Annotated in this window: 17 protein-coding genes; 8 read left to right on the plus strand and 9 right to left on the minus strand. The window is 70.6% G+C overall.

Annotation, left to right across the window (positions count from 1 at the left end; genetic code table 11):
• Window positions 1-8: 8 nt before the first annotated feature.
• From glgB to sppA, 3 genes are all read left to right on the plus strand, one after another.
• On the plus strand, window positions 9-2,153 hold the full coding sequence (glgB, locus tag AW274_RS22650) for a 1,4-alpha-glucan branching protein GlgB (RefSeq protein WP_062435972.1): 2,145 nt from the start codon (window positions 9-11) through the stop codon (window positions 2,151-2,153).
• Window positions 2,154-2,300: 147 nt separating this feature from the next.
• Window positions 2,301-3,905 carry a glycosyl hydrolase family 18 protein gene (locus AW274_RS22655; protein WP_232320244.1) on the plus strand — a complete coding sequence of 535 codons (1,605 nt, stop codon included), beginning with the start codon at window positions 2,301-2,303 and terminating at the stop codon, window positions 3,903-3,905.
• 68 nt (window positions 3,906-3,973) lie between these two features.
• Window positions 3,974-5,662 carry a signal peptide peptidase SppA gene (gene sppA / locus AW274_RS22660; RefSeq protein WP_062435974.1) on the plus strand — a complete coding sequence of 563 codons (1,689 nt, stop codon included), beginning with the start codon at window positions 3,974-3,976 and terminating at the stop codon, window positions 5,660-5,662.
• On the opposite strand, the gene AW274_RS22665 is transcribed toward sppA, so the two are convergent.
• From AW274_RS22665 to AW274_RS22685, 5 genes are read right to left on the minus strand one after another with little or no spacing between them, the layout of a single operon-like run.
• The gene (locus AW274_RS22665; RefSeq protein ID WP_062435976.1) at window positions 5,659-6,159 is read right to left on the minus strand and encodes a flavin reductase family protein; all 501 of its coding nucleotides are present in this window, start codon (window positions 6,157-6,159) and stop codon (window positions 5,659-5,661) included. The two genes, sppA and AW274_RS22665, sit on opposite strands and share 4 nt — an antisense overlap.
• Window positions 6,159-7,073 carry an ABC transporter substrate-binding protein gene (locus AW274_RS22670; RefSeq protein WP_083974710.1) on the minus strand — a complete coding sequence of 305 codons (915 nt, stop codon included), beginning with the start codon at window positions 7,071-7,073 and terminating at the stop codon, window positions 6,159-6,161. Before AW274_RS22670 ends, AW274_RS22665 begins: the two co-directional genes overlap by 1 nt.
• Window positions 7,074-7,109: 36 nt before the next feature.
• Window positions 7,110-7,772 (minus strand): ABC transporter permease, encoded by a 663-nt coding sequence (locus AW274_RS22675; protein ID WP_083974711.1) that lies wholly within the window; start codon window positions 7,770-7,772, stop codon window positions 7,110-7,112.
• Entirely contained in the window at window positions 7,769-8,434 is a 666-nt protein-coding gene (locus tag AW274_RS22680; RefSeq protein ID WP_062435982.1) for an ABC transporter permease, read from the minus strand. Before AW274_RS22680 ends, AW274_RS22675 begins: the two co-directional genes overlap by 4 nt.
• On the minus strand, window positions 8,427-9,380 hold the full coding sequence (locus tag AW274_RS22685; RefSeq protein WP_062435984.1) for an ABC transporter ATP-binding protein: 954 nt from the start codon (window positions 9,378-9,380) through the stop codon (window positions 8,427-8,429). The genes AW274_RS22680 and AW274_RS22685 overlap by 8 nt, the downstream gene beginning before the upstream one ends.
• 189 nt (window positions 9,381-9,569) lie before the next feature.
• On the opposite strand from AW274_RS22685, the gene AW274_RS22690 reads away from it, so the two are divergent.
• Window positions 9,570-10,964 (plus strand): RNA polymerase sigma factor, encoded by a 1,395-nt coding sequence (locus AW274_RS22690; RefSeq protein WP_062435986.1) that lies wholly within the window; start codon window positions 9,570-9,572, stop codon window positions 10,962-10,964.
• Window positions 10,965-10,968: 4 nt separating this feature from the next.
• Here AW274_RS22690 and AW274_RS22695 read toward each other — a convergent pair whose 3' ends face one another.
• The 3 genes from AW274_RS22695 to AW274_RS22705 form a co-directional block, all read right to left on the minus strand.
• Entirely contained in the window at window positions 10,969-11,304 is a 336-nt protein-coding gene (locus tag AW274_RS22695; protein ID WP_062435989.1) for a hotdog family protein, read from the minus strand.
• A gap of 401 nt (window positions 11,305-11,705) precedes the next feature.
• Complete coding sequence (locus AW274_RS22700) at window positions 11,706-12,860, minus strand: acyl-CoA dehydrogenase family protein (RefSeq protein ID WP_062435991.1); 1,155 nt, start codon at window positions 12,858-12,860, stop codon at window positions 11,706-11,708.
• Window positions 12,845-13,864, minus strand: coding sequence for an acyl-CoA dehydrogenase family protein (locus tag AW274_RS22705; protein WP_062435993.1), 1,020 nt, complete (start codon window positions 13,862-13,864; stop codon window positions 12,845-12,847). Before AW274_RS22705 ends, AW274_RS22700 begins: the two co-directional genes overlap by 16 nt.
• Before the next feature lie 96 nt (window positions 13,865-13,960).
• Here AW274_RS22705 and AW274_RS22710 point away from each other — a divergent pair, with 96 nt between their 5' ends.
• The 4 genes from AW274_RS22710 (at window position 13,961) to AW274_RS22725 (ending at window position 18,125) form a co-directional block, all read left to right on the plus strand.
• The gene (locus tag AW274_RS22710) at window positions 13,961-14,578 is read left to right on the plus strand and encodes a TetR family transcriptional regulator (protein ID WP_062435995.1); all 618 of its coding nucleotides are present in this window, start codon (window positions 13,961-13,963) and stop codon (window positions 14,576-14,578) included.
• A gap of 20 nt (window positions 14,579-14,598) precedes the next feature.
• Window positions 14,599-15,714, plus strand: coding sequence for a steroid 3-ketoacyl-CoA thiolase (locus tag AW274_RS22715; protein ID WP_062435997.1), 1,116 nt, complete (start codon window positions 14,599-14,601; stop codon window positions 15,712-15,714).
• Window positions 15,715-16,391: 677 nt separating this feature from the next.
• The gene (locus tag AW274_RS22720; RefSeq protein ID WP_062435999.1) at window positions 16,392-17,423 is read left to right on the plus strand and encodes an MBL fold metallo-hydrolase; all 1,032 of its coding nucleotides are present in this window, start codon (window positions 16,392-16,394) and stop codon (window positions 17,421-17,423) included.
• A gap of 30 nt (window positions 17,424-17,453) precedes the next feature.
• Complete coding sequence (locus tag AW274_RS22725) at window positions 17,454-18,125, plus strand: FadR/GntR family transcriptional regulator (RefSeq protein WP_030456514.1); 672 nt, start codon at window positions 17,454-17,456, stop codon at window positions 18,123-18,125.
• Window positions 18,126-18,418: 293 nt separating this feature from the next.
• Here the strand turns inward: AW274_RS22725 and AW274_RS40490 are convergent, their stop codons facing one another.
• Complete coding sequence (locus AW274_RS40490) at window positions 18,419-19,651, minus strand: C40 family peptidase (RefSeq protein WP_157520664.1); 1,233 nt, start codon at window positions 19,649-19,651, stop codon at window positions 18,419-18,421.
• Between the last annotated feature and the right edge of the window lie 3 nt (window positions 19,652-19,654).

Below are 19,654 nucleotides of genomic sequence, written 5' to 3' on the forward strand. Positions count from 1 at the left end.
TGGCATAGATGAGGAACGACTTGGACCGTCTCGCCGGCGGCGCCCACCACGACCCCCACTCGATCCTGGGCGCCCATCTGACGGGCGAGGGCGTGGTCATCCGGGTGCTGCGGCCGTTCGCCGAGACGGTCGAGGCGCTGGTCGACGGGGAGGCCCACGCCCTGTCGCACGTCGAGTTCGGCGTCTTCGAAGTCCTCCTGCCGGGCCTGGACAAGATCCCCGCCTACCGGCTGCGGGTGAAGTACGAGGGCGGCGAGGCGACCGAGGCCGGCGACCCCTACCGCCACTGGCCGACGCTCGGCGAGGTCGACCTGCACCTGATCGGCGAGGGCCGCCACGAGCGCCTGTGGGAGGTGCTCGGCGCGCGGGTGCTGACCCATGAAGACGAGCCGGGCACCGCCTTCGCGGTGTGGGCGCCGAACGCGCTGGGCGTACGGGTGATCGGCGACTTCAACCACTGGAACGGCGGCGGCCACCCGATGCGGTCGCTGGGCTCGGCCGGGGTGTGGGAGCTGTTCATCCCGGGCGTGGGGGCCGGCACCCGCTACAAGTTCGAGATCCTCGGCGTCGACGGGGTGTGGCGGGGCAAGGCCGACCCGATGGCGCGGCGCACCGAGGTGCCGCCGCTGACCGCCTCGGTCGTCGACGAGTCCTCCTACGCCTGGAACGACGAGGAGTGGATGGCCGCCCGCGCCACCCGCGACGCCCTCAAGGAGCCGATGTCGACCTACGAGGTGCACCTGGGCTCCTGGCGTCCGGGGCTCTCCTACCTCGAACTGGCCGAGCAGCTGACCGCGTACGTGACCGAGATGGGGTTCACCCACGTCGAGTTCATGCCGGTCGCCGAGCACCCGTTCGGCGGGTCGTGGGGTTACCAGGTCACCTCCTACTACGCGCCGACCTCCCGGTTCGGCTCGCCCGACGAGTTCCGCGCCCTGGTCGACGCCCTCCACCGGGCCGGGATCGGGGTCATCGTCGACTGGGTGCCCGCCCACTTCCCGATGGACGAGTGGGCGCTGGCCCGCTTCGACGGCACTCCCCTGTACGAGCACGCCGACCCCCACCGCGGCGAGCACCCCGACTGGGGCACCTACGTGTTCGACTTCGGCCGCCGCGAGGTGAAGAACTTCCTGGTCGCCAACGCGGTCTACTGGCTGCGCGAGTTCCACGTCGACGGCCTGCGGGTCGACGCCGTGGCCTCGATGCTCTACCTCGACTACTCCCGCCGCGACGGCGAGTGGACCCCCAACCAGTTCGGCGGGCGCGAGAACCTCGACGCGATCGAGTTCCTCAAGGAGATGAACGCCGTCGCCTACCGCGAGGCCCCCGGCATCGTCACGATCGCCGAGGAGTCGACCGCCTGGCCCGGCGTCTCGCGGCCGGTCCACCTGGGCGGCCTGGGCTTCGGCTTCAAGTGGAACATGGGCTGGATGCACGACACGCTGGCCTACCTGGCCCACGAGCCGATCTTCCGCCAGTACCACCACCACCAGCTCACGTTCTCGCTGATGTACGCCTACACCGAGAACTTCGTGCTGCCGCTGTCCCACGACGAGGTCGTGCACCTGAAGGGCTCGCTGCTGGGCAAGATGCCCGGCGACGAGTGGCAGCGCTTCGCCAACCTGCGCGCCCTCTACGCCTTCATGTGGGCCCACCCGGGCAAGCAGCTGGTGTTCATGGGCGGGGAGTTCGGCCAGGGCGGCGAGTGGTCGGAGTCCAAGGGCCTCGACTGGTGGGTGCTCGACTTCGACTTCCACCAGGGCGTGCAGAAGCTGGTCCGCGACCTGAACGGCGTCTACAAGGACACCCCGGCGCTCTACACCCAGGACGACAGCCCCGACGGGTTCCGCTGGATCGACGCCGACGACTTCGCCGGCAACGTGTTCTCGTTCGTGCGCTACGGCACCGACGGCTCGGCGCTGGCGTGCGTGACGAACTTCTCCGGCGGCCCCCACGAGGACTACCGGCTGGGCCTGCCCGAGGGCGGCACCTGGACCGAGGTGCTCAACACCGACGCCTACGAGTACGCCGGCAGCGGGGTCGGCAACCTGGGCGGGGTGGTGGCGACCGAGACCGAGCACCACGGGCTGCCCTACTCGGTCAGGCTGCGGGTGCCTCCCCTCGGCACGATCTGGTTGCGCAGGGAAGCTTGACAGGGGCCCCTTCGGGGGCCCTTTCTTATGGGAACCTTAAGCGCAGATTAACCCCCTTACCGATGAGTTGACCGGCGTCAGATCATGGTCCTAATCTCGGGCTATTAATAGGAAACTTTCCTAAGAGTTACCCCCCGGGAGCGTTCCTTGCGACGTATCACCATCGGCTCGCTGATCGCCGCGGCGGCGCTGCTCGTGCCGTTCGGCTTCGGCCAGGCCGCCGCCGCCACTCCGGCCACCGCCACGTACGCCGTCGACCAGGACTGGGGCAGCGGCTTCCAGGGCAAGGTCACCGTGAAGGCGGGCGACACGGCCCTGTCCACCTGGACGGTCGAGTTCGACCTGCCGAGCACCACCACCATCAGCTCGGCCTGGGACGCCGACATGGTGAAGTCGGGCAACCACTACACCTTCACCAAGAAGAGCTGGGCGGGCCCGCTCGCCGCCGGGACCTCGTTCAGCTTCGGCTTCATCGGCGCCCCGGGCGGCCTGTCGGCGGTCCAGAACTGCAAGCTCAACGGCGCCCCCTGCACCGGCGGCCCGGTGAACCCGACGCCGACGCCGACCCCCACGGTCACCCCGACGCCGACCCCCACCCCGACGCCCACGCCGACCCCCACCGTCACCCCGCAGCCGGGCGGTAAGAAGGTCATCGGCTACTTCACCAACTGGGGCGTCTACGGCCGTCAGTTCTACGTGAAGAACCTGCACACCAGCGGCTCCGCCGCCAAGCTGACCCACATCCTGTACGCCTTCGGCAACGTCCAGAACGGCCAGTGCACGATCTCCGACAGCTACGCCGACTACGAGATGGCCTACACCACGGCCAACTCCGTCGACGGCGTCGCCGACACCTGGGACCAGCCGCTGCGCGGCAACTTCAACCAGCTGCGCAAGCTCAAGGCGATGTACCCGGGCCTGAAGGTGATCTTCAGCATCGGCGGCTGGACCTACTCCGGCGGCTTCACCCAGGCCGCCGCGAACCCGACCGCGTTCGCCAACTCCTGCTACAACATGGTCGAGGACCCGCGCTGGGCCGACGTCTTCGACGGCATCGACATCGACTGGGAGTACCCGAACGCCTGCGGCCTCAGCTGTGACGCCAGCGGCTTCGCCTCGTTCAGGAACGTGATGCAGGCCCTCCGTTCCAAGTTCGGCCCCAACGCCCTGGTCACCGCCGCCATCACCGCCGACGGCACCAACGGCGGCAAGATCGACGCCGCCGACTACGGAGGCGCGGCCCAGTACGTCGACTTCTACATGCCGATGACCTACGACTACTTCGGCGCGTTCGCCGCGCAGGGCCCGACCGCCCCGCACTCGCCGCTGACCAGCTACACCGGCATCCCGACCGCCGGCTTCTACAGCGACCTGGCGATCCAGAAGCTCAAGTCGAAGGGCATCCCCGCCTCCAAGCTGCTGCTCGGCATCGGCTTCTACGGCCGCGGCTGGACCGGCGTCAGCCAGTCGGCCCCGGGCGGCTCGGCCAGCGGCGCGGCGCCGGGCACGTACGAGGCGGGCATCGAGGACTACAAGGTCCTGAAGACCCGCTGCCCGGCCACCGGCACGGTCGGCGGCACCGCCTACGCCCACTGCGGCAACCAGTGGTGGAGCTACGACACCCCCGCCACCATCGCCGGGAAGATGACCTACGCCAAGAACCAGGGCCTGGCCGGCGCGTTCTTCTGGGAGACCAGCGGCGACACCGCCAACGGCGAGCTGATCTCCGCGATGAGCAACGGCCTCAAGTAGCACCCGTCCTCTGACGGCTGAACGGCTCCGCGCCCTGTGCGCGGGGCCGTTTCGCTTAGTGTGGCTTCATGGACGCGACCAAGACGATCATCGAGGCCGTCGGCAAGATGCGGCAGCGCCGGACCTCCCCGCTGATGCTGGAGCTCGACCTGACCGAGGGTCTGACCGACGCTCCGCCCGCCGACCCCGTGTCGGCCTTGTTGTCGATGCGCCGGGCCCGGCTGAGCGACGTCATCGGCGGCCTGCGGCGGGCCCGCCGCGACCCCCGGGTGAAGGGCCTGATCGTCAAGATCGGCGGCCATCCGCTCGGGCTGGCCATGGTGCAGGAGATCCGCAACGCGGTCGTGCACTTCCGGGCCGCCGGGAAGCTCACCGTGGCCTGGGCCGACAGCTACGGCGAGGTCGCCAACGGCACCGTCCCCTACTACCTGGCCAGCGCCTTCGAGAAGGTCTACCTCCAGCCGTCGGGCGACGTCGGGCTGACCGGCGTGGCGATCGAGCAGCGGTTCCTCAAGGGCGCGCTCGGCAAGCTCGACATCGACTACCAGGTGGGCCAGCGGCACCAGTACAAGACCGCCGCGAACATGTTCACCCAAGACCACATGACCGACGCCCACAAGGAGATGACCGGGCGGCTGGCCGAGTCGCTGACCGAGCAGCTCGTGGCCGGCATCGCCGAGGGCCGCGGCCTCGAACCCAAGCGGGTGCGCGAACTCATCGACCAGGGCCCCTTCTACGGCCAGGAGGCCGTCGCGGCCGGTCTGGTCGACGGCCTGAAGTACCGCGACGAGGTCTACGCCGACCACGTGCCCGAAGAGACCGTCCTCCTGTACGTCGCCCGCTACGCGAAGACCGCCCTGCCCAAGATGCCCCACCCGGGCGAGCAGGTCGTCGCGCTGGTCCACGGCCACGGCGCGATCAGGCTGGGCCGCAGCGGGCGTTCGCCCCTGGGCGGCGGCAGCGCGATGGGCTCCGACACGATCAGCGCGGCGATCCGCGCGGCCCGCCGCGACGACAAGGTGCGGGCGATCGTCTTCCGGGTCGACAGCCCCGGCGGCTCCTACACCGCCTCCGACTCGATCTGGCGCGAGGTGATCCTGGCCAAGCGGGCCGGCAAGCCGGTCATCGTGTCGATGGGCGACGTCGCCGCCTCGGGCGGCTACTTCGTCTCGATGGCCGCCGACGTCATCTACGCCCAGCCCGGCACCCTCACCGGCTCGATCGGCGTGTTCGGCGGCAAGGCGGTGCTCGGCGGGCTGCTCGACCGGCTCGGCATCGCCACCGAGATCGTCGCCGAGGGCGCCAACGCGGGCATGTTCTCCGCCACCCGGCCGTTCTCCGACTCGCAGTGGGCCCGCATCAACACCTGGCTCGACCGCGTCTACGACGACTTCGTCGACAAGGTCGCCGAGGGCCGCGGCATGGAACGCGACCGGGCCGAGTCGCTGGCCAGGGGCCGGGTCTGGACCGGCTCCGACGCGCGCGACAACGGGCTGGTCGACGAGCTCGGCGGGGTCGAAGACGCGCTGGCCGAGGCGCGTAAGCGGGCCGGGCTGGCGGCCGACGCGCCGGTGCGGTCGTACCCGAAGATCAATCCGCTGGAGCGGCTGATCCCGCCGGAGTCGTCTGAGGACAAGACGGCCGCGATGGCGCGGGTGCGCCTGGAGGCGTGGGGGCCGCTGGCGGCGTTCGCCGCCGAGCTGGGCCTGCCGGCCGCCGGGCCGCTGGTGCTGCCCGGCCAGTGGGTGATCCGCTAGCTGCCGACCGGCCGGTAGCGGCCGCGCAGCCGGGTGAGCGGCGGCTTGGCCGCGTCGACGTAGTCGACCGCCGTCACCTGGGCGATGAAGAGCATGTGGTCGCCGGCCGGCACGACCGTCATGGTCTCGGCCTCGACGGCGGCCACCCCGCCCTCGACGATCAGGGCCTCGGAGTGGGGGCCGCGGTGGTGGGCCACCGAGGCGAGCAGCAGGCGGGCACCGGGGCGGCCCGGGGTGGCGAAACGTGAGGCGATGGCCTGCTGGCCGTCGGCGAGCAGGGTCGCCGCCCACCGATCGCGCCGCAGCAGCAGCTCGGTCAGGTAGGCGCCGTTCGCGAGGCTGATCAGCACGGTCGGCGGCGTGGCCGAGACCGACAGCAGGCTGGTCACGGTGTTGCCGACGTCGTCGCGGTCGTCTTTCACCGTGACGACGGCGACCCCGGCGGCGAGCTGGGCCATCGCCTCGACGAACAGCGCGCCCGCCGCCGGGGTCGTCATCAGAGCAGCCCGTTCTTGGTCAGCCAGTCTTTGGCGACCACCGGGGGGTCGGCCTTGTCGACCGCGACCTGCTTCATCAGTTCGAGCAGGCCCTCGGTGGTGAGCTTGGCCGAGACGGCGTCGAGGGTCGACTTCACCGTGTCGTCGGCGCCGGCCTTGAAGACCAGCGGGGCGATGTTGTCGGCGGCGAAGGCGTTCTTGTTGTCCTGGAGCGAGACCAGGTCGTTGAGCAGGATCTTCGGGTCGGTGGTGAACACGTTGCCGACCTGGATGGTGCCGCTCTTGATGGCGTCGGCCGTGGTCTCGGCCGTGGGCTCCCACGACTTGAACTCCAGGCCGTAGGTGGTCTTGAAGTTCTCCTCCTGGCGCTCCTTGAACTCCGGCGGACCGCCGACCACGAGGTCCTTGGAGATCTTCGCCAGGTCTTCGATCGTGGTCAGGCTCTTCTCGGCCGCGAACGCCTTGGTGACCGTGAGCGAGTTGCCGTCCTGGGCGGCGGCCGGGGTGAGGACCTCGACCTCCGGCGGCAGCTTGGTCTTCAGCGCGGCGACCACGTCGTCGGTCGACTTGGCCGTGGCGGCCGGGTCGACGAAGGCCAGCAGCGAGCCGACGTACTCGGGGAGCACGGTCAGGCCGCCGCTCTTGACCTGGTCGAAGACGACCTCACGGGAGCCGATGTTGGGCTTCTCCTCGACGGTGACGCCCTTGGCCTGGAGGGCCTGCGCGTAGATCGAGCCCAGCAGCACGCTCTCGGGGAAGTTGAAGGAGCCGACGACGACCGTCGAGGCCGCGGCGGAGCCCCCCGAGGCGGCGGGGGCGGACGGGGTGGCCTGCGCCAACGGGTCGCCGCCACCTCCTCCGCAGGCGGATAGGGCGAACACCGCGGCGAGCGCGGTGACGAGTGCTCGTTTCACGTACATTCCCTTCAAAATCGGGGGGATAGGTAGAGATTAGCGGACCTGTCGCACCCCCGGCGAGACGATTACCCGGCTGAGCAGTGTGAACAAGGTCTGCACCGCGAGCGCGAGGAGCACGACCAGCACCGCTCCCCCGAACACCTCGGCGTAGTTCTTCGTCGCCAGCCCGTCGATGATGTATCTCCCCAGCCCCCCAAGCCCGACATACGCCGCCACCGTCGCCGTCGCCACCACGGTGATGGCCGACAGGCGCAGACCCAGCAGGATCAACGGCAGCGCAACAGGCAGCAACGCCCGGAACAGCACCTGACTTCCCCGCAGGCCCATGCCGTATGCGGCGTCGCGCAGATCGGGGTCGGCGCCCCGGATGCCCTCATAGGTGTTGACCAGGATCGGCGGGATCGCCAGGGCGATCAGCGGGATCAGCACCGGCCAGAGCGTGCCGACCCCGATCAGCAGCACGACCAGCACGAGCAGGCCCAGCGTGGGCAGCGCGCGGGCGGCGTTGGCCGACACCACGACGATGACCGCGCCCCGGCCGGTGTGCCCGATGAGCAGGCCGAGCGGGATCGCGACGAGCGCGGCGATGGCGAAGGCCAGGAAGGAGTATTCGAGGTGCTGGAGCAGCCGGAGCGGGATCGCGTCGTCGCCCGTCCAGTATTCGGCGCTGCCGAAGAACTCGATGAGCCAGTTCACGCGCGCCTCCTCGACCACGGCGTCAGCAGGCGCTGGGCCACGATGATGACCAGGTCGGCGACCAGGGCCAGCGCGACCACGAGCACGATCCCGACCACGATCGGGGTGTAGAACTGCCGCTGCCAGCCGTCGATGAACAGGTAGCCGAGACCGCCCTGCCCGATGAGCGCGCCCACGCTGACCAGCGAGATGCTCGACACGGCCGCGACCCGCAGCCCGGCCAGCACGACCGGGACCGCGATGGGCAGCTCGACCCGGGTGAGCCGGCGCATCGGCTGGAAGCCCATCGCCACCGCCGACTGGCGCACGTGGTCGGGCACCGACTGCATGCCGTCGACCACGGCCGGGATCAGCACGGCCAGCGAGAACAGGGTGAGCGGGATGATGACGGTCGTCTGGGTCAGGCCGGTGACCGACAGCAGGATCGAGAACAGCGCCAGCGACGGCAGCGAGTAGACGACGTTCATGATCCCGACCGTCGGCTGGTAGAGCCACCGGTAGCGGGCGCAGGCGAGGCCGAGCGGGATCGCGATCAGCAGCCCGGCGATCACCGGCACGAACGCCATCACGATGTGGTTCTCCAGCAGCACCTTCACCGAGGTCGGCCCGCCGTTGTCCCAGTTGCGGGCGATCCAGTCCCAGCGGACGAGGGGCTCATCCACGGGCCGCCCCCACGAGCGCGGCCTCGCCGACCACGCCGAGCACCCGCCCGTCGTCGTCGACGGCCACCGCCAGCCCATCGGGCGACAGCAGCGCGGCGTCGAGCGCGGCCCGCAGGGAGTCGCGCGCCGGGTTGAAGGTCCCGTGGCCCTCGGGGGTCACGCCCTCGGGCGCCGGGTCGAGCGCCAGGTTCTTCGCCGGGACGAAGCCGAGCCGCCGGATGCCCCGGTCGCGGCCGAGGAACTCGCGCACGAAGTCGTCGGCCGGGTCGCTCAGCAGGTCGGCGGGCGCGGCGACCTGGGCCAGCTTCCCGCCCACCCGCAGCACCGCGACGGTGTCGCCGAGCTTGACCGCCTCGTCGATGTCGTGGGTGACGAACACGATCGTCTTGTGCAGCTCCGACTGCAGCCGCAGCAGCTCCTCCTGGAGCGAGGTGCGCACGATCGGGTCGACGGCGCTGAAGGGTTCGTCCATGAGCAGCACCGGCGGGTCGGCGGCCAGCGCGCGGGCCACGCCGACGCGCTGCTGCTGGCCGCCCGACAGCTGGTAGGGGTAGCGGCGGGCCATCTTGGGGTCGAGGCCGACGCGTTCGAGCAGTTCCATCGCGCGGGCGCGGGCCTTCTTCTTGTCCCATCCGAGCAGGAACGGCACGGTCGCGATGTTGTCGACGATGCGGCGGTGGGGGAACAGACCGGCCTGCTGGATGACGTAGCCGATGCCCCTGCGCAGGGTGGCCGGGTCGACGGCGGTGACGTCCTTCCCGTCGAGGAGGATGCGGCCCCCGGTGGGGTCGATCATCCGGTTGATCATGCGCAGGGAGGTGGTCTTCCCGCAGCCCGAAGGGCCGACGAAGACCGTGATGGCGCCGTCGGGCACCTCCAGGGAGAGGTCGTCCACCGCGACCGTCCCGTCGGCGTAGCGTTTCGTGACGCCGTCAAAAGTGATCACTGGCGACCTCTGTCCACAGGGTGTCGATCTCCGCGGGCCAGCCTACGAGGGCTTTGTTACATTCCGAAATGATCAATGGTCACTGCCCAGAAGAATATGAATCAAAAGCCCACTAATTAGTGCGCTCCAGCCTTGGTGGCGGCATGATTGACGTACGATCCCTCCACTTCAACACCAGGGGTACCGGCCGTGACAACACCGCTCACGGGTCAGCGTTCCAGGAGCGACCTGATCGCCGAGCTCTACGAGCGTCACGCCGCCGGGCTGTTCGCCTACTGCCACGACCAGCTGGGTGAGACGGCCTCGGCCGCCGACGCCCTGGTCGCCGTGCTCACGGGCGTCCTTCCGACGGATCCGCCTCGCGCGGCGCTCTTCTCCCTCGCCCGGCGCGAGATCTACCGCCGCGACGTCAGCTACGCGATGCCCGCCGTCGACTCGATCGCCGACCCGGCGACCGCCCTCATCGAGCGCGTCTTCCGTGACATCCGGCCCCACCAGCGCGAGGTGCTGCTGCTGTCGGCCCACTGCGGGCTCACCACCGCCGAGCTCGCCTTAGTCCTCGAGGTCGCCGCCGACACGGCGGAAGAGCTGGCCACCAGCGCCCGCCACCGGTTCGGCCAGACCCTCGCGACCGCCGTCGCCGCCGCCCGCACCGCGCCGTTCATCGCGCGCGACGTCGAAGAGGTGTACGACGCCATCGGGGTCGCCCCCCTCGAAGACGTGCTGGCCCGGCTCCCCTGGCGCGAGCCGCCCCACGACGTGCTGCGCCGCCTCCACCAGTCGGCCCTCCCTTTTGACCAGGCCCCGCCGGTCCGCCGCAAGTCCTCGCTGCCGGTCCGCCGGCTCTGGCCCACCGCGCCCTCGTGGCCGCTGCCGCTGGCGACCGACACCGACCCGGCGACCAACACGACGGTCGTCCCGCTCGACGACCTGACCAACCCGACGAAGATCGCCGAGCGGCGCCGCCGCCACGAGGCGCTGACCGAGCCGCTGCCCCGCCTGCGCGGCTCGATCCTGAAGAACATCGGCAACGGCCCGCCCAAGCGCCGCCTGAGCATGCCCGCCGCGCCCGCTCCGGAGGCGGCGCCCGCGCCGGCCGAAACGGTGGAAGCGGTCGAGGCGGTCGTCGAAGACCAGCTGGCGGCGTTCTCGAAGATGCCGTCGTTCGACGGCTTCGCGCCCGAGACCGAGCTCCCCGAACCCGCCGAGGCCGCCGAGCCGGAAGAGGCGGTCCTCGCGCCCGCCGAGCCGGAGTCGCCGGGCGAGACCACGATGCCCGACCTGCTGCCGTCCGACCGGCTGGTGTTCGCCCGGCCGATCGCCGACGACGACCTGCCGCAGGGGTCGACCACGATCGACCAGCCCGAGAGCGCGCTGGTCAGGGCGGTGCAGACGGGGGCGCAGCCCGAGGCCCCGGCCGAGCCGCAGCCGCTGCTGCCGGCCCGTGCCCACGCGGGGCGGCGGGCGCCGAAGGCGAAGGTGAAGGCCGAGCGGCATCACGACTGGGCGTGGGAGCTGATCGGCTTCCTGATCTGCCTGGCGATCGCCCTGGTGGTCTTCTTCTCGATGCCGCTGCTGGTCTGAGGCCCTACCAGGAGAGGCGGACCGTCCCGGTCGCGTGCACACCCGCGTTCGACCGGGCGCAGACCTCGACCGTGAGCATCTCGGCGGTGGCCCCGGCCACGACGCCGGTGAAGGTCAGGGTGTCGCCCGTGTGGGCGGGCAGCCCGAGCTTGACGTTCATGCCGCGCAGGAACGCGTCGGGCCCGGCCCACTCGGTCACGTAGTTCTCGACCAGGTCCATCGTCGTGAGCATGGTGAGCTCGACGTCGGCGGCCACCGCCGCCCCCCGCCGGGCCGTCAGGGCGGCCGACACGATCAGGCGGGGCAACTGGGTGCCGGTCGGGATCTCCGGGGTTCGCATCGGGCCGCTCCACGGGGCGGGGCGGCAGGGGGCCGCGAACGGTGTGCCGCGCCTGGACGTGTTCAGGGTTCGCATCTCACGGCTCCCGGGCTCTCGTCGACAGGACGGGCCGCCCTACGCCGGTCGCCGGCGTGGTTCCGTCGGAGGAGGACGGCACGCCGGGCAGACCGGGTCTGGGCGGAATGTCGCAGGCTTCCGGGCCCGCCGCACCGCTGGGCCCGGAAGCTCTCCGCAGGTGAACCCTTCCAGACGCACCGGGTGTCCGTGTTAGCCGGTTGATCCACCGGTTGGGGTCGGGATTCACCGGGTTGAGGTTTTTCCACTCGCGGACGCAACTTCGGCATCCCCCCAGGCAGAGGGAGGTGCGGTATGTCTTTTTTGCGCCTGGAGACGCTCCCGCGTCACCGGGGCGGCCGGGGCAGGTTGAGGCCCAGCATGGCGATCAGTTCGCGCTGCACCTCGTTCACGCCGCCGCCGAACGTCAGCACCAGCCCGCCCTTGACGCCCCGGTCGACCCGCTCCATCAGGTCGCGGGTCTCCTCGTCGGCCGGGTCGCCGAAGCGGGCCAGGGTCTCGCCGACGATGCGGCCGACGTCCTGCATGCGCTCGGAGCCGTAGATCTTGGTGGCCGAGGCGTCGGGGGCGCCGAGCCAGCCGAGGTCCATGTTGGCGGCCACCTGCCAGTTGAGCAGCTCGTTGGTCCGGAAGGCGGCGTACACGGAACCCAGCGCCCTTCTGACCGCCGGCTCCTCGATCGCGCCCGAGCGCCGCGCCCACGCCTTGAAGCGGTCGTAGGTGTGCGCGATGTTGCCGGCCGGGCCGAGGGTCACGCGTTCGTGGTTGAGCTGGTTGACGATCAGGTCCCAGCCCTTGCCGACCTCGCCGACGACCATGTCGGCCGGGACGCGGACGTCGCTGTAGTAGGTGCTGTTGGTGTGGTGGCGGCCGTCCATGGTGATGATCGGGGTCCACGAGTAGCCGGGGTCGGCGGTCGAGACGATCATCATGGTGATGCCGCGGTGCTTCTTGGCGCTCGGGTCGGTGCGGGCGGCCAGCCAGATGTAGTCGGCGAAGTGCGCGCCCGAGGTGAAGATCTTCTGGCCGTTGACGACGTAGTGGTCGCCGTCGCGCACGGCGGTCGTGGTCAGCGAGGCCAGGTCGGTGCCCGCGCCCGGTTCGCTGTAGCCGATGGCGAAGTGGCACTCGCCCGCCAGGATGCGCGGGAGGAAGAACGCCTTCTGCTCGGGGGTGCCGTACTGCATCAGGGTGGGGCCGACCGTCTGCAGCGTGATGATCGGGTAGGGCACCTCGGCGCGGGCGATCTCGTTGGCGAAGATCTGCTGCTCCAGGGGGCCGTAGCCGCGCCCGCCGAACTCCGCCGGCCAGCCCATGCCGAGCATGCCGTCGCGGCCCAGCCTGCGGCAGTGCTCCATGTACGCGGCGCCGAACGGGTCGGCGGCGATGTCGGCGCGCTGTCCGGCGGTCAGGCAGCCGGCGAAGTAACCCCGCAGTTCGTCGCGCAGGTCGCGCTGGGCGCCGGTCAGTTCGACGAACATTCGAGGTCCCCGATCAGGTCGAGCTGCGCCTCGGCCCCGCCGAGGGCGTGCGCGGCGTGCTTGCCCCAGGCGAAGTAGCGGTGCAGCGGGTAGGTGACGTCGAGGCCGAGACCGCCGTGCAGGTGCTGGCAGGTGTAGAGGGCCCGCAGCGCCGAGTCGGCGGTGTGCAGCGCGGCGACGGCCAGGTCGCGGTCGGCGTCGAGCCCGGCCGCCAGCCGGAACACCCCCGACCAGACGGCGACGTCGAGCGCCCTGGCGGCGATGTAGACGTCGGCGACCTGCATGGTGACGGCCTGGAACTCGGCCAGCGCGCGGTCGAACTGGCGGCGGGTCCTGACGTGGTCGGTGGTGATCTTCAGCGCCTGAGCCAGCACCCCGGAGGCGGTGGCGGCGAGCGCGGCGCGTACCAGCAGACCCAGCTCGTGGGCCGCCCCGGCGATCAGCTCTCCCGGGGCGTCGTCGAGGGTCACCACGCCGGCCGGTTCCCCGGTCGCGGTCGGGGTCTTCTGTACGCCCATCGCCTCCGGATAGACCACGTACACGTCGTCGTCCACCGCGACCAGGACGCCCGCGGCCTGGGCGGCGTAGGGGACACCGGTCACCCGCCCGGTGAGCCGCCCGTTCACGACGGCGACCCGCCCGCCGACGCCGTAGGTGTGCGGCACGCCGCCCTCGGCGACGGGAGCCAGCCGGCCCTTCTGCGCCGCCGAGCCGTGGCGGGCCACGGTCAGCCCCGTGACCAGCGCGGGCAGCATCGGCACGGGCGCGACGTGCGCGCCGACCTCGCGCAGCAGCACCGCCATCTCGACCGGCCCGAGCCCCGCGCCGCCCGACTCCTCGGGCAGGCAGGCCCCGGTCAGCCCCGCGCGGGCCATGGTGGCCCACAGGCGCGCGTCGTAGGGTTCGCCGGTCTTCTCATGGGCCTCCGGGTCGGTCTCCTTGTCGAGGAGCCCGGCCGCGAGGGTGCGCAGTTCCCGTTGCGGCTCGTCGAGATCGAAATCCACCAACCGAAGTTAGAACGGATTCTACTAAGTGTCCACAACCCCGTGACTGGCGAGTAACCATCCGGCACGGGACCTGGTCAGATAACGTGTTCTGCTATGGAAGCGGTCCAGGACCTCCCGCCCGGCACGGCTCCGGGCCTGCGCACCAAGAGCCAGCTCCAGCGGCGCAGGCGCATCCTCCAGGCGGCGGCCGCCCTGGCCTCCCGAGGCGGGGTCGAGGCCATGCAGATGCGCACGGTCGCCGAACGCGCCGGCGTCGCCCTGGGCACCCTCTACCGCTACTTCCCCTCGAAGATGGACCTCGTGGTCGCCGTGGTCGGCGAGGAACTCGACATGCTGGAGTCGAGCATCGCCCGCCGTCCGCCCGCCGCCGCCACCCCCGACGGCCGCGCCGTCGACGTGCTGATGCGCGCCACCCGCGGCCTGATGCGCGAGCCCGAACTCGCCGACGCGCTGATCAGGGCGCTGATCCTGGCCGACGTGGAGCTGCCCTTCGGCGACCGCATGGCCGGCCTGCTGGTCCGCGTCGCGGGCCTGTCCGACGGGCGGGCGACCGAGGAGCAGGGCGTGCTGGCGGCCTCGCTCGGCGCGGTGTGGGTGCAGGAACTCCTGGAGATGCTGCGCGGTCGGCGGACGTACGAGGACATCCAGCGCCGCATCGAGATCGCCGCCTCCCGCCTGCTGGCCGAGTTCCCGACTTCACGGGTGGAGTAGAACGCGTTACAGTTTTCGGCATGGGAACGCCGGTCGTCGTCGAGGCCGTCCGGACGCCGATCGGAAAACGCGGCGGCTGGCTGGCCGAGGTCAAACCCCAGGCCCTGCTCGCCGCAGCTTTGGGAGGCCTGATCGAGAAGTCGGGCGTCGACCCCCAGGCCGTCGAACAGGTCTTCGCCGGCTGCGTCACCCAAGCGGGTGAACAGGGCGGCCACGTCGGCCGCCACGCGTGGCTCTACGCCGGCCTCCCCTACCAGACGGGCGTCACCACCGTCGACGCGCAGTGCGGCTCGTCGCAGCAGGCCGTTCACTTGGTGGCGGCCCTGATCCAGGCCGGCGTGATCGACGTCGGCGTCGCCTGCGGCGTCGAGTCGATGAGCCGCCAGCCCCTGGGCTCGAACGTGCTCCCCGCCAACCCCCGCCCCGACGACTGGACGATCGACCTCCCCGACCAGTTCACCGCCGCCGAACGCATCGCCACCCGCCGCGGCCTCACCCGCGCCGACCTCGACGCCCTCGGCGCCCGATCCCAGCAGCACGCGGCCGAAGCGTGGGCCGAGGGACGCTTCGACCGCGAGATCGTCCCGGTCGCCGGGGTGACCCTCGACCAGGGCCTGCGCCCGACGACCGCCGAGGGCCTGTCCCGCCTGAAGCCGGTGATGGGCGAGGGCGGCCTGCACACGGCCGGGACGTCGTCGCAGATCTCCGACGGCGCTGCCGCGGTGCTGCTGATGAGCGAGTCGGCCGCTGCACGGCACGGGCTGCGTCCCCGGGCGCGGATCCTGGCACAGGCGCTGGTGGGGTCGGAGCCGTACTACCACCTGGACGGGCCTGTGGAGGCGACCACGCGGGTTCTGGACCGGGCCGGGATGTCGATGTCGGATCTTGACCTTTATGAGGTCAACGAGGCTTTCGCGGCCATTGTTCTTTCGTGGGCGTCTGTCCACAAACCTGACGTCACCCGGCTGAACCGCAACGGCGGGGCCATCGCGCTGGGGCACCCGGTGGGGGCGACGGGCAGCCGGCTCATCACGACGGCCTTGCACGAACTGGAACGGGCGGACGCGTCCACGGCACTGGTGACGATGTGCGCAGGCGGGGCCCTGGCCACGGCGACCATCCTCGAACGCGCGTGATTCACCTCAGCGCTCACTTGCCACTGCGGTTGGGAAGCGGTGTCGACCTGCATGAGCGCACACTCGACCTCAGCGTTCTGCGGCCGATTCGACACCGTAGCCGAACGCGCATGAGCCACATCGGCGCTCACTTGCCCCTGCGGTTCCGAGCCCGTTCCTGTCTTCGAAGGCACGCGATGCACTTCAGCGTTCTGCGACTGCCCCGGCCACGAAGCCACATCCACCTTCGAACGTGTGACATGCACGGCGGCGCTCTACGGCAGTCACCTGGCCATAGTCGTTCTCAGAGGCGCGCAGTTCACGCCGACCTTCTGCCGTCGCCCGCGATCCGAGGCCACGTTTCAACGCGAGTGAGTCACATCAGGGCCCGAAATCCGCTCCGCGTCCGAAGCCGAGCCCACCTCCAGGAGCGCGCGATTCATCGCCGGGTTCTGTCGCCCCGAGACGGTGTCCGTCTTCGAACGTGCGTGAATTCGCTCGGTGTTCTCCCGTTGTCCCGAAGTCGTGATGCCAAGTGTGTGATCCGGCGGTGTGGGGTCAGCACTCTTTCCATGACTCGGCGCGGTTCCCCCAAGGTGTGGTGACGTGGGGCGATGCCGTGGAAGGGGAGGGCGAAATGTGGTGGTCATGTGGGTTTGGGAACATGGTCCAGGTAACAAGCGCTTGATGGGGGCCGGATGAGTGAGCGGGATGTTCGGACGCGGCGTGCCTACTCGGCCCAGAAGGTCACCGATCTCGGTGACGGGGTGTGGAGTGTGCCGGTGCCGATACCGGGCAATCCGCTCGGGTACACGCTCGTCTACGCCGTCGAGTCGCCCACCGGGCCAGTCCTGATCGACGCCGGGTGGAACCACCCCGAGGCGTTCCAGGCGCTCGAGAGCGGGCTCGGGCAGGCGGGGATCGCGCTCGCCGACGTGCGCGGCGTCGTCGTGACGCACTACCACCCCGACCACGCCGGGCTCGCCGGGCAGGTCAGGGAGGCGTCCGGCGGGTGGATCGCGATGCACGAGGCCGACGCCGAGATGGTGCGCATGTTCCACGACATGGCCGCCGCCGACGACCGTCCACGGGTGCAGACCGACATGCTGCGCCGGGCGGGCGCCTCGCCCGAGGAGGTGCCGGCCGCCATCATGGACGCCCCCACGCCCCCCGCGATCCCGGACGTCCACCTCGCCGACGGCACGCTCGTCGACCTGCCGGGGCGGCGGCTGCGGACCGTCTGGACCCCCGGCCACTCCCCCGGCCACATCTGCCTCCACCTCGAAGACGGTGATCGGGTCTTCACCGGCGACCACGTGCTGCCGGGCATCACTCCCCATATCGGCATGTATCCCTACGATCGCACCGACATCGACCCACTCAGTGAGTTCCTGACCTCCCTGGAGAAGATCGCGACGTTCGGTCCGCTCGAGGCCCTTCCCGCCCATGAGTGGACGTTCGCCGACGTCGCCGCCCGCGCCGGGGAGATCGCCGAACACCACGAGGAGAAGCTGACGAAGCTGCTGGCCTCGATGGTCGAGGCCGACCGGCCGCTGACGATCTGGACCGCCGCGTCCCTCATGACCTGGAACCGGCGCTGGCAGGACCTGGCCCCCATCCTGCGCGGAATGGCCGCCGGGGAGGCCGCGGCCCACCTGCGGACACTGGAGGTGCGCGGATTGGTCAGGCGCACGGGAGGTGATCCGGTCACGTTCGTCGTACACTCCTAGACATCGGATGTCTGAGGGTGGGTGCGAGGCGTGGCGGTAACCGATACGGCGATAGACCGGATCAAGGACATGATCCTCAACGGAGAGCTGGCGCCGGGAGCCCGGCTCCCCAAAGAGGCCGACCTCGCCGAACGGCTCGGGCTCTCCCGGAACTCCCTGCGTGAGGCGGTCCGCGCGCTCGCGCTGATCAACGTCCTGGACGTGCGCCAGGGCGACGGCACCTACGTCACCAGCCTCGAACCCCGCCTCCTCCTCGACGCCCTCTCGTTCGTGGTCGACTTCCACCGCGACGACACCGTGCTGCAGTTCTTCGAGGTCCGCCGCATCCTCGAACCCGCCGCCACCTCCAAGGCCGCCGTCAACATGACCGACGCCGGCATCGAGGAACTCCGCAAGATCCTCGACTCCCTCCCCGAGAACCCCACGGTCGAACAACTGGTCGCCAACGACCTCGAGTTCCACCAGCGCATCGCCGAAGGCTCCGGCAACGCGGTCCTGTGCTCCCTGATCGAGAGCCTGTCGGGCCCGACGACCCGAGCCCGCATCTGGCGCGGCCTGACCCAGTCGAACGCCCCGAGCAAGACCCTCGACCAGCACTACGCCATCTACGGCGCGATAGCGGCCCGCCAGCCCGAGGTGGCCCACTCGTGGGCGACGGTCCACATCGCCGACGTGGAGTCATGGTTGCGCCAGGCGCTCTGACGCTCAGCGGATTTAACGAAGCGCGCCTGTCCAAGCACCACGGCGCGCTTCTGTCTCGTACGTCCTCCCTGGGGTCGCGCCCGTCGCGTAAGAGCAGGTGCGCCTTCGTTGAATCGCGCCCATCCCTTTGAACGGGCGCGCTTCTGTCTTGTACGCCCTCTTTGAAATCGCACCCATCCCTTACGAGCAGGTGCGCCTTCGCTGAATTACGCCCATCCCTATGAACGGGCGCGCTCATCTCTGCCACGCATCTGCCCGAGGTCGGAGACTGCGCGACAACCCGCCACCGGGGCTCATGCCTTCGATGATGGACGTTGGGGGCGGACCGCGCCCTGGAAGCGTTTCATCCAGACCGGGGCCGCCAGGACCTCGACGCGCTTGACGACGTCTCCCGTCTTGGGCGCGTGGATCATGTCGCCATCACCCGCGTAGAGGCCGACGTGGGACGGGTCGGTCTTCGTCGCGCCGAAGAACAGCAGGTCGCCGGGGAGCAGGTCCTTGGTCTGCACTGATTTGCCCTGTTTGATCTGGGTGCCCGTGTAGTGCCCCAGGGTCACGCCGGCCTTGGCCCAGGCCGCGAGGGTCAGACCGGAACAGTCGAAGCCGACCCGGCCCGCCCCCTTGCCGACGCCCCGGCTCGGCCCGTTGGCGTTGCCGCCGCCCCACACGTAGGGAATGCCGAGCCACTTGGTCGCGGCCCGCAACGCGATCGCCCCGGGGGTGGCGTCGCGGGGTGCGGTGTTCTCGTCGTCCTTACGGGGCTCGCGATCGTCCCGCTTCTTCCGGGGTTCGACGTCGACGCCGGGAGGCTCCTCCGACTTGCCCCGGGGACCGCGATCGTCAGACCTCGGTTTCCCGCCCTCAGGCTGCGAGCCGGTCCCCTCCTGCGGAGAACGCACCTCCGGGTCCAGGGTGACGACGCCGTCCTGCCCGGGACGCGCGATCCCGTCGAGGATGGCCCCACGATCCTGACTCGGCCGCGCACCCTCGTCCACAAGGGCGCCACCGCCCTGGAGCGGGCGCGCACTCCCGTCCACAAGAGCGCCACCGTTCTGAAGCGGACGCGTGCCTCCGTCCACCAGAGCACCGCCGTCCTGGAGCGGGCGTGCACCCGAAGCGGACCCGTGTTCCTGGAGTGTGTCCTGGCCCGGCCGGACGCGGCCGTCGAGGATCGGCCAGCCGTCCTGTAGTGGGCGTCCTCCCCACGGTGAGCCGTCCACGATCGGACGGGGGCCTCCCGCTGGCCAGCGGTCGGACGGGCCGAAGACGCCTCCCAAGGGCTCGGCGAAGTCGTCCCACGCCTCGGCCCATGGCCCGTCGGCGGCCCACGGGTCGAAGCCGTCCCACTCCGGCGGGGGCCACGTGTGGCCCCAGCGTTCGGCTAGTTCGGCCAGGTCGATCAGTTCGTCTAGTTCGTCCGGCTCGTCCAGGTGGACGTACCGGAAGGAGGCCGGTGCCGGGCAGGGCAGCGGCTCCGCGCCCGGGTGGGGGGTGCAGAGGATGGCGGTGAGGAGCGTTGTGAGCATCCG

It is taken from the genome of Herbidospora daliensis, assembly GCF_001570585.1.
Classification (GTDB): Bacteria; Actinomycetota; Actinomycetes; order Streptosporangiales; family Streptosporangiaceae; genus Herbidospora; species Herbidospora daliensis.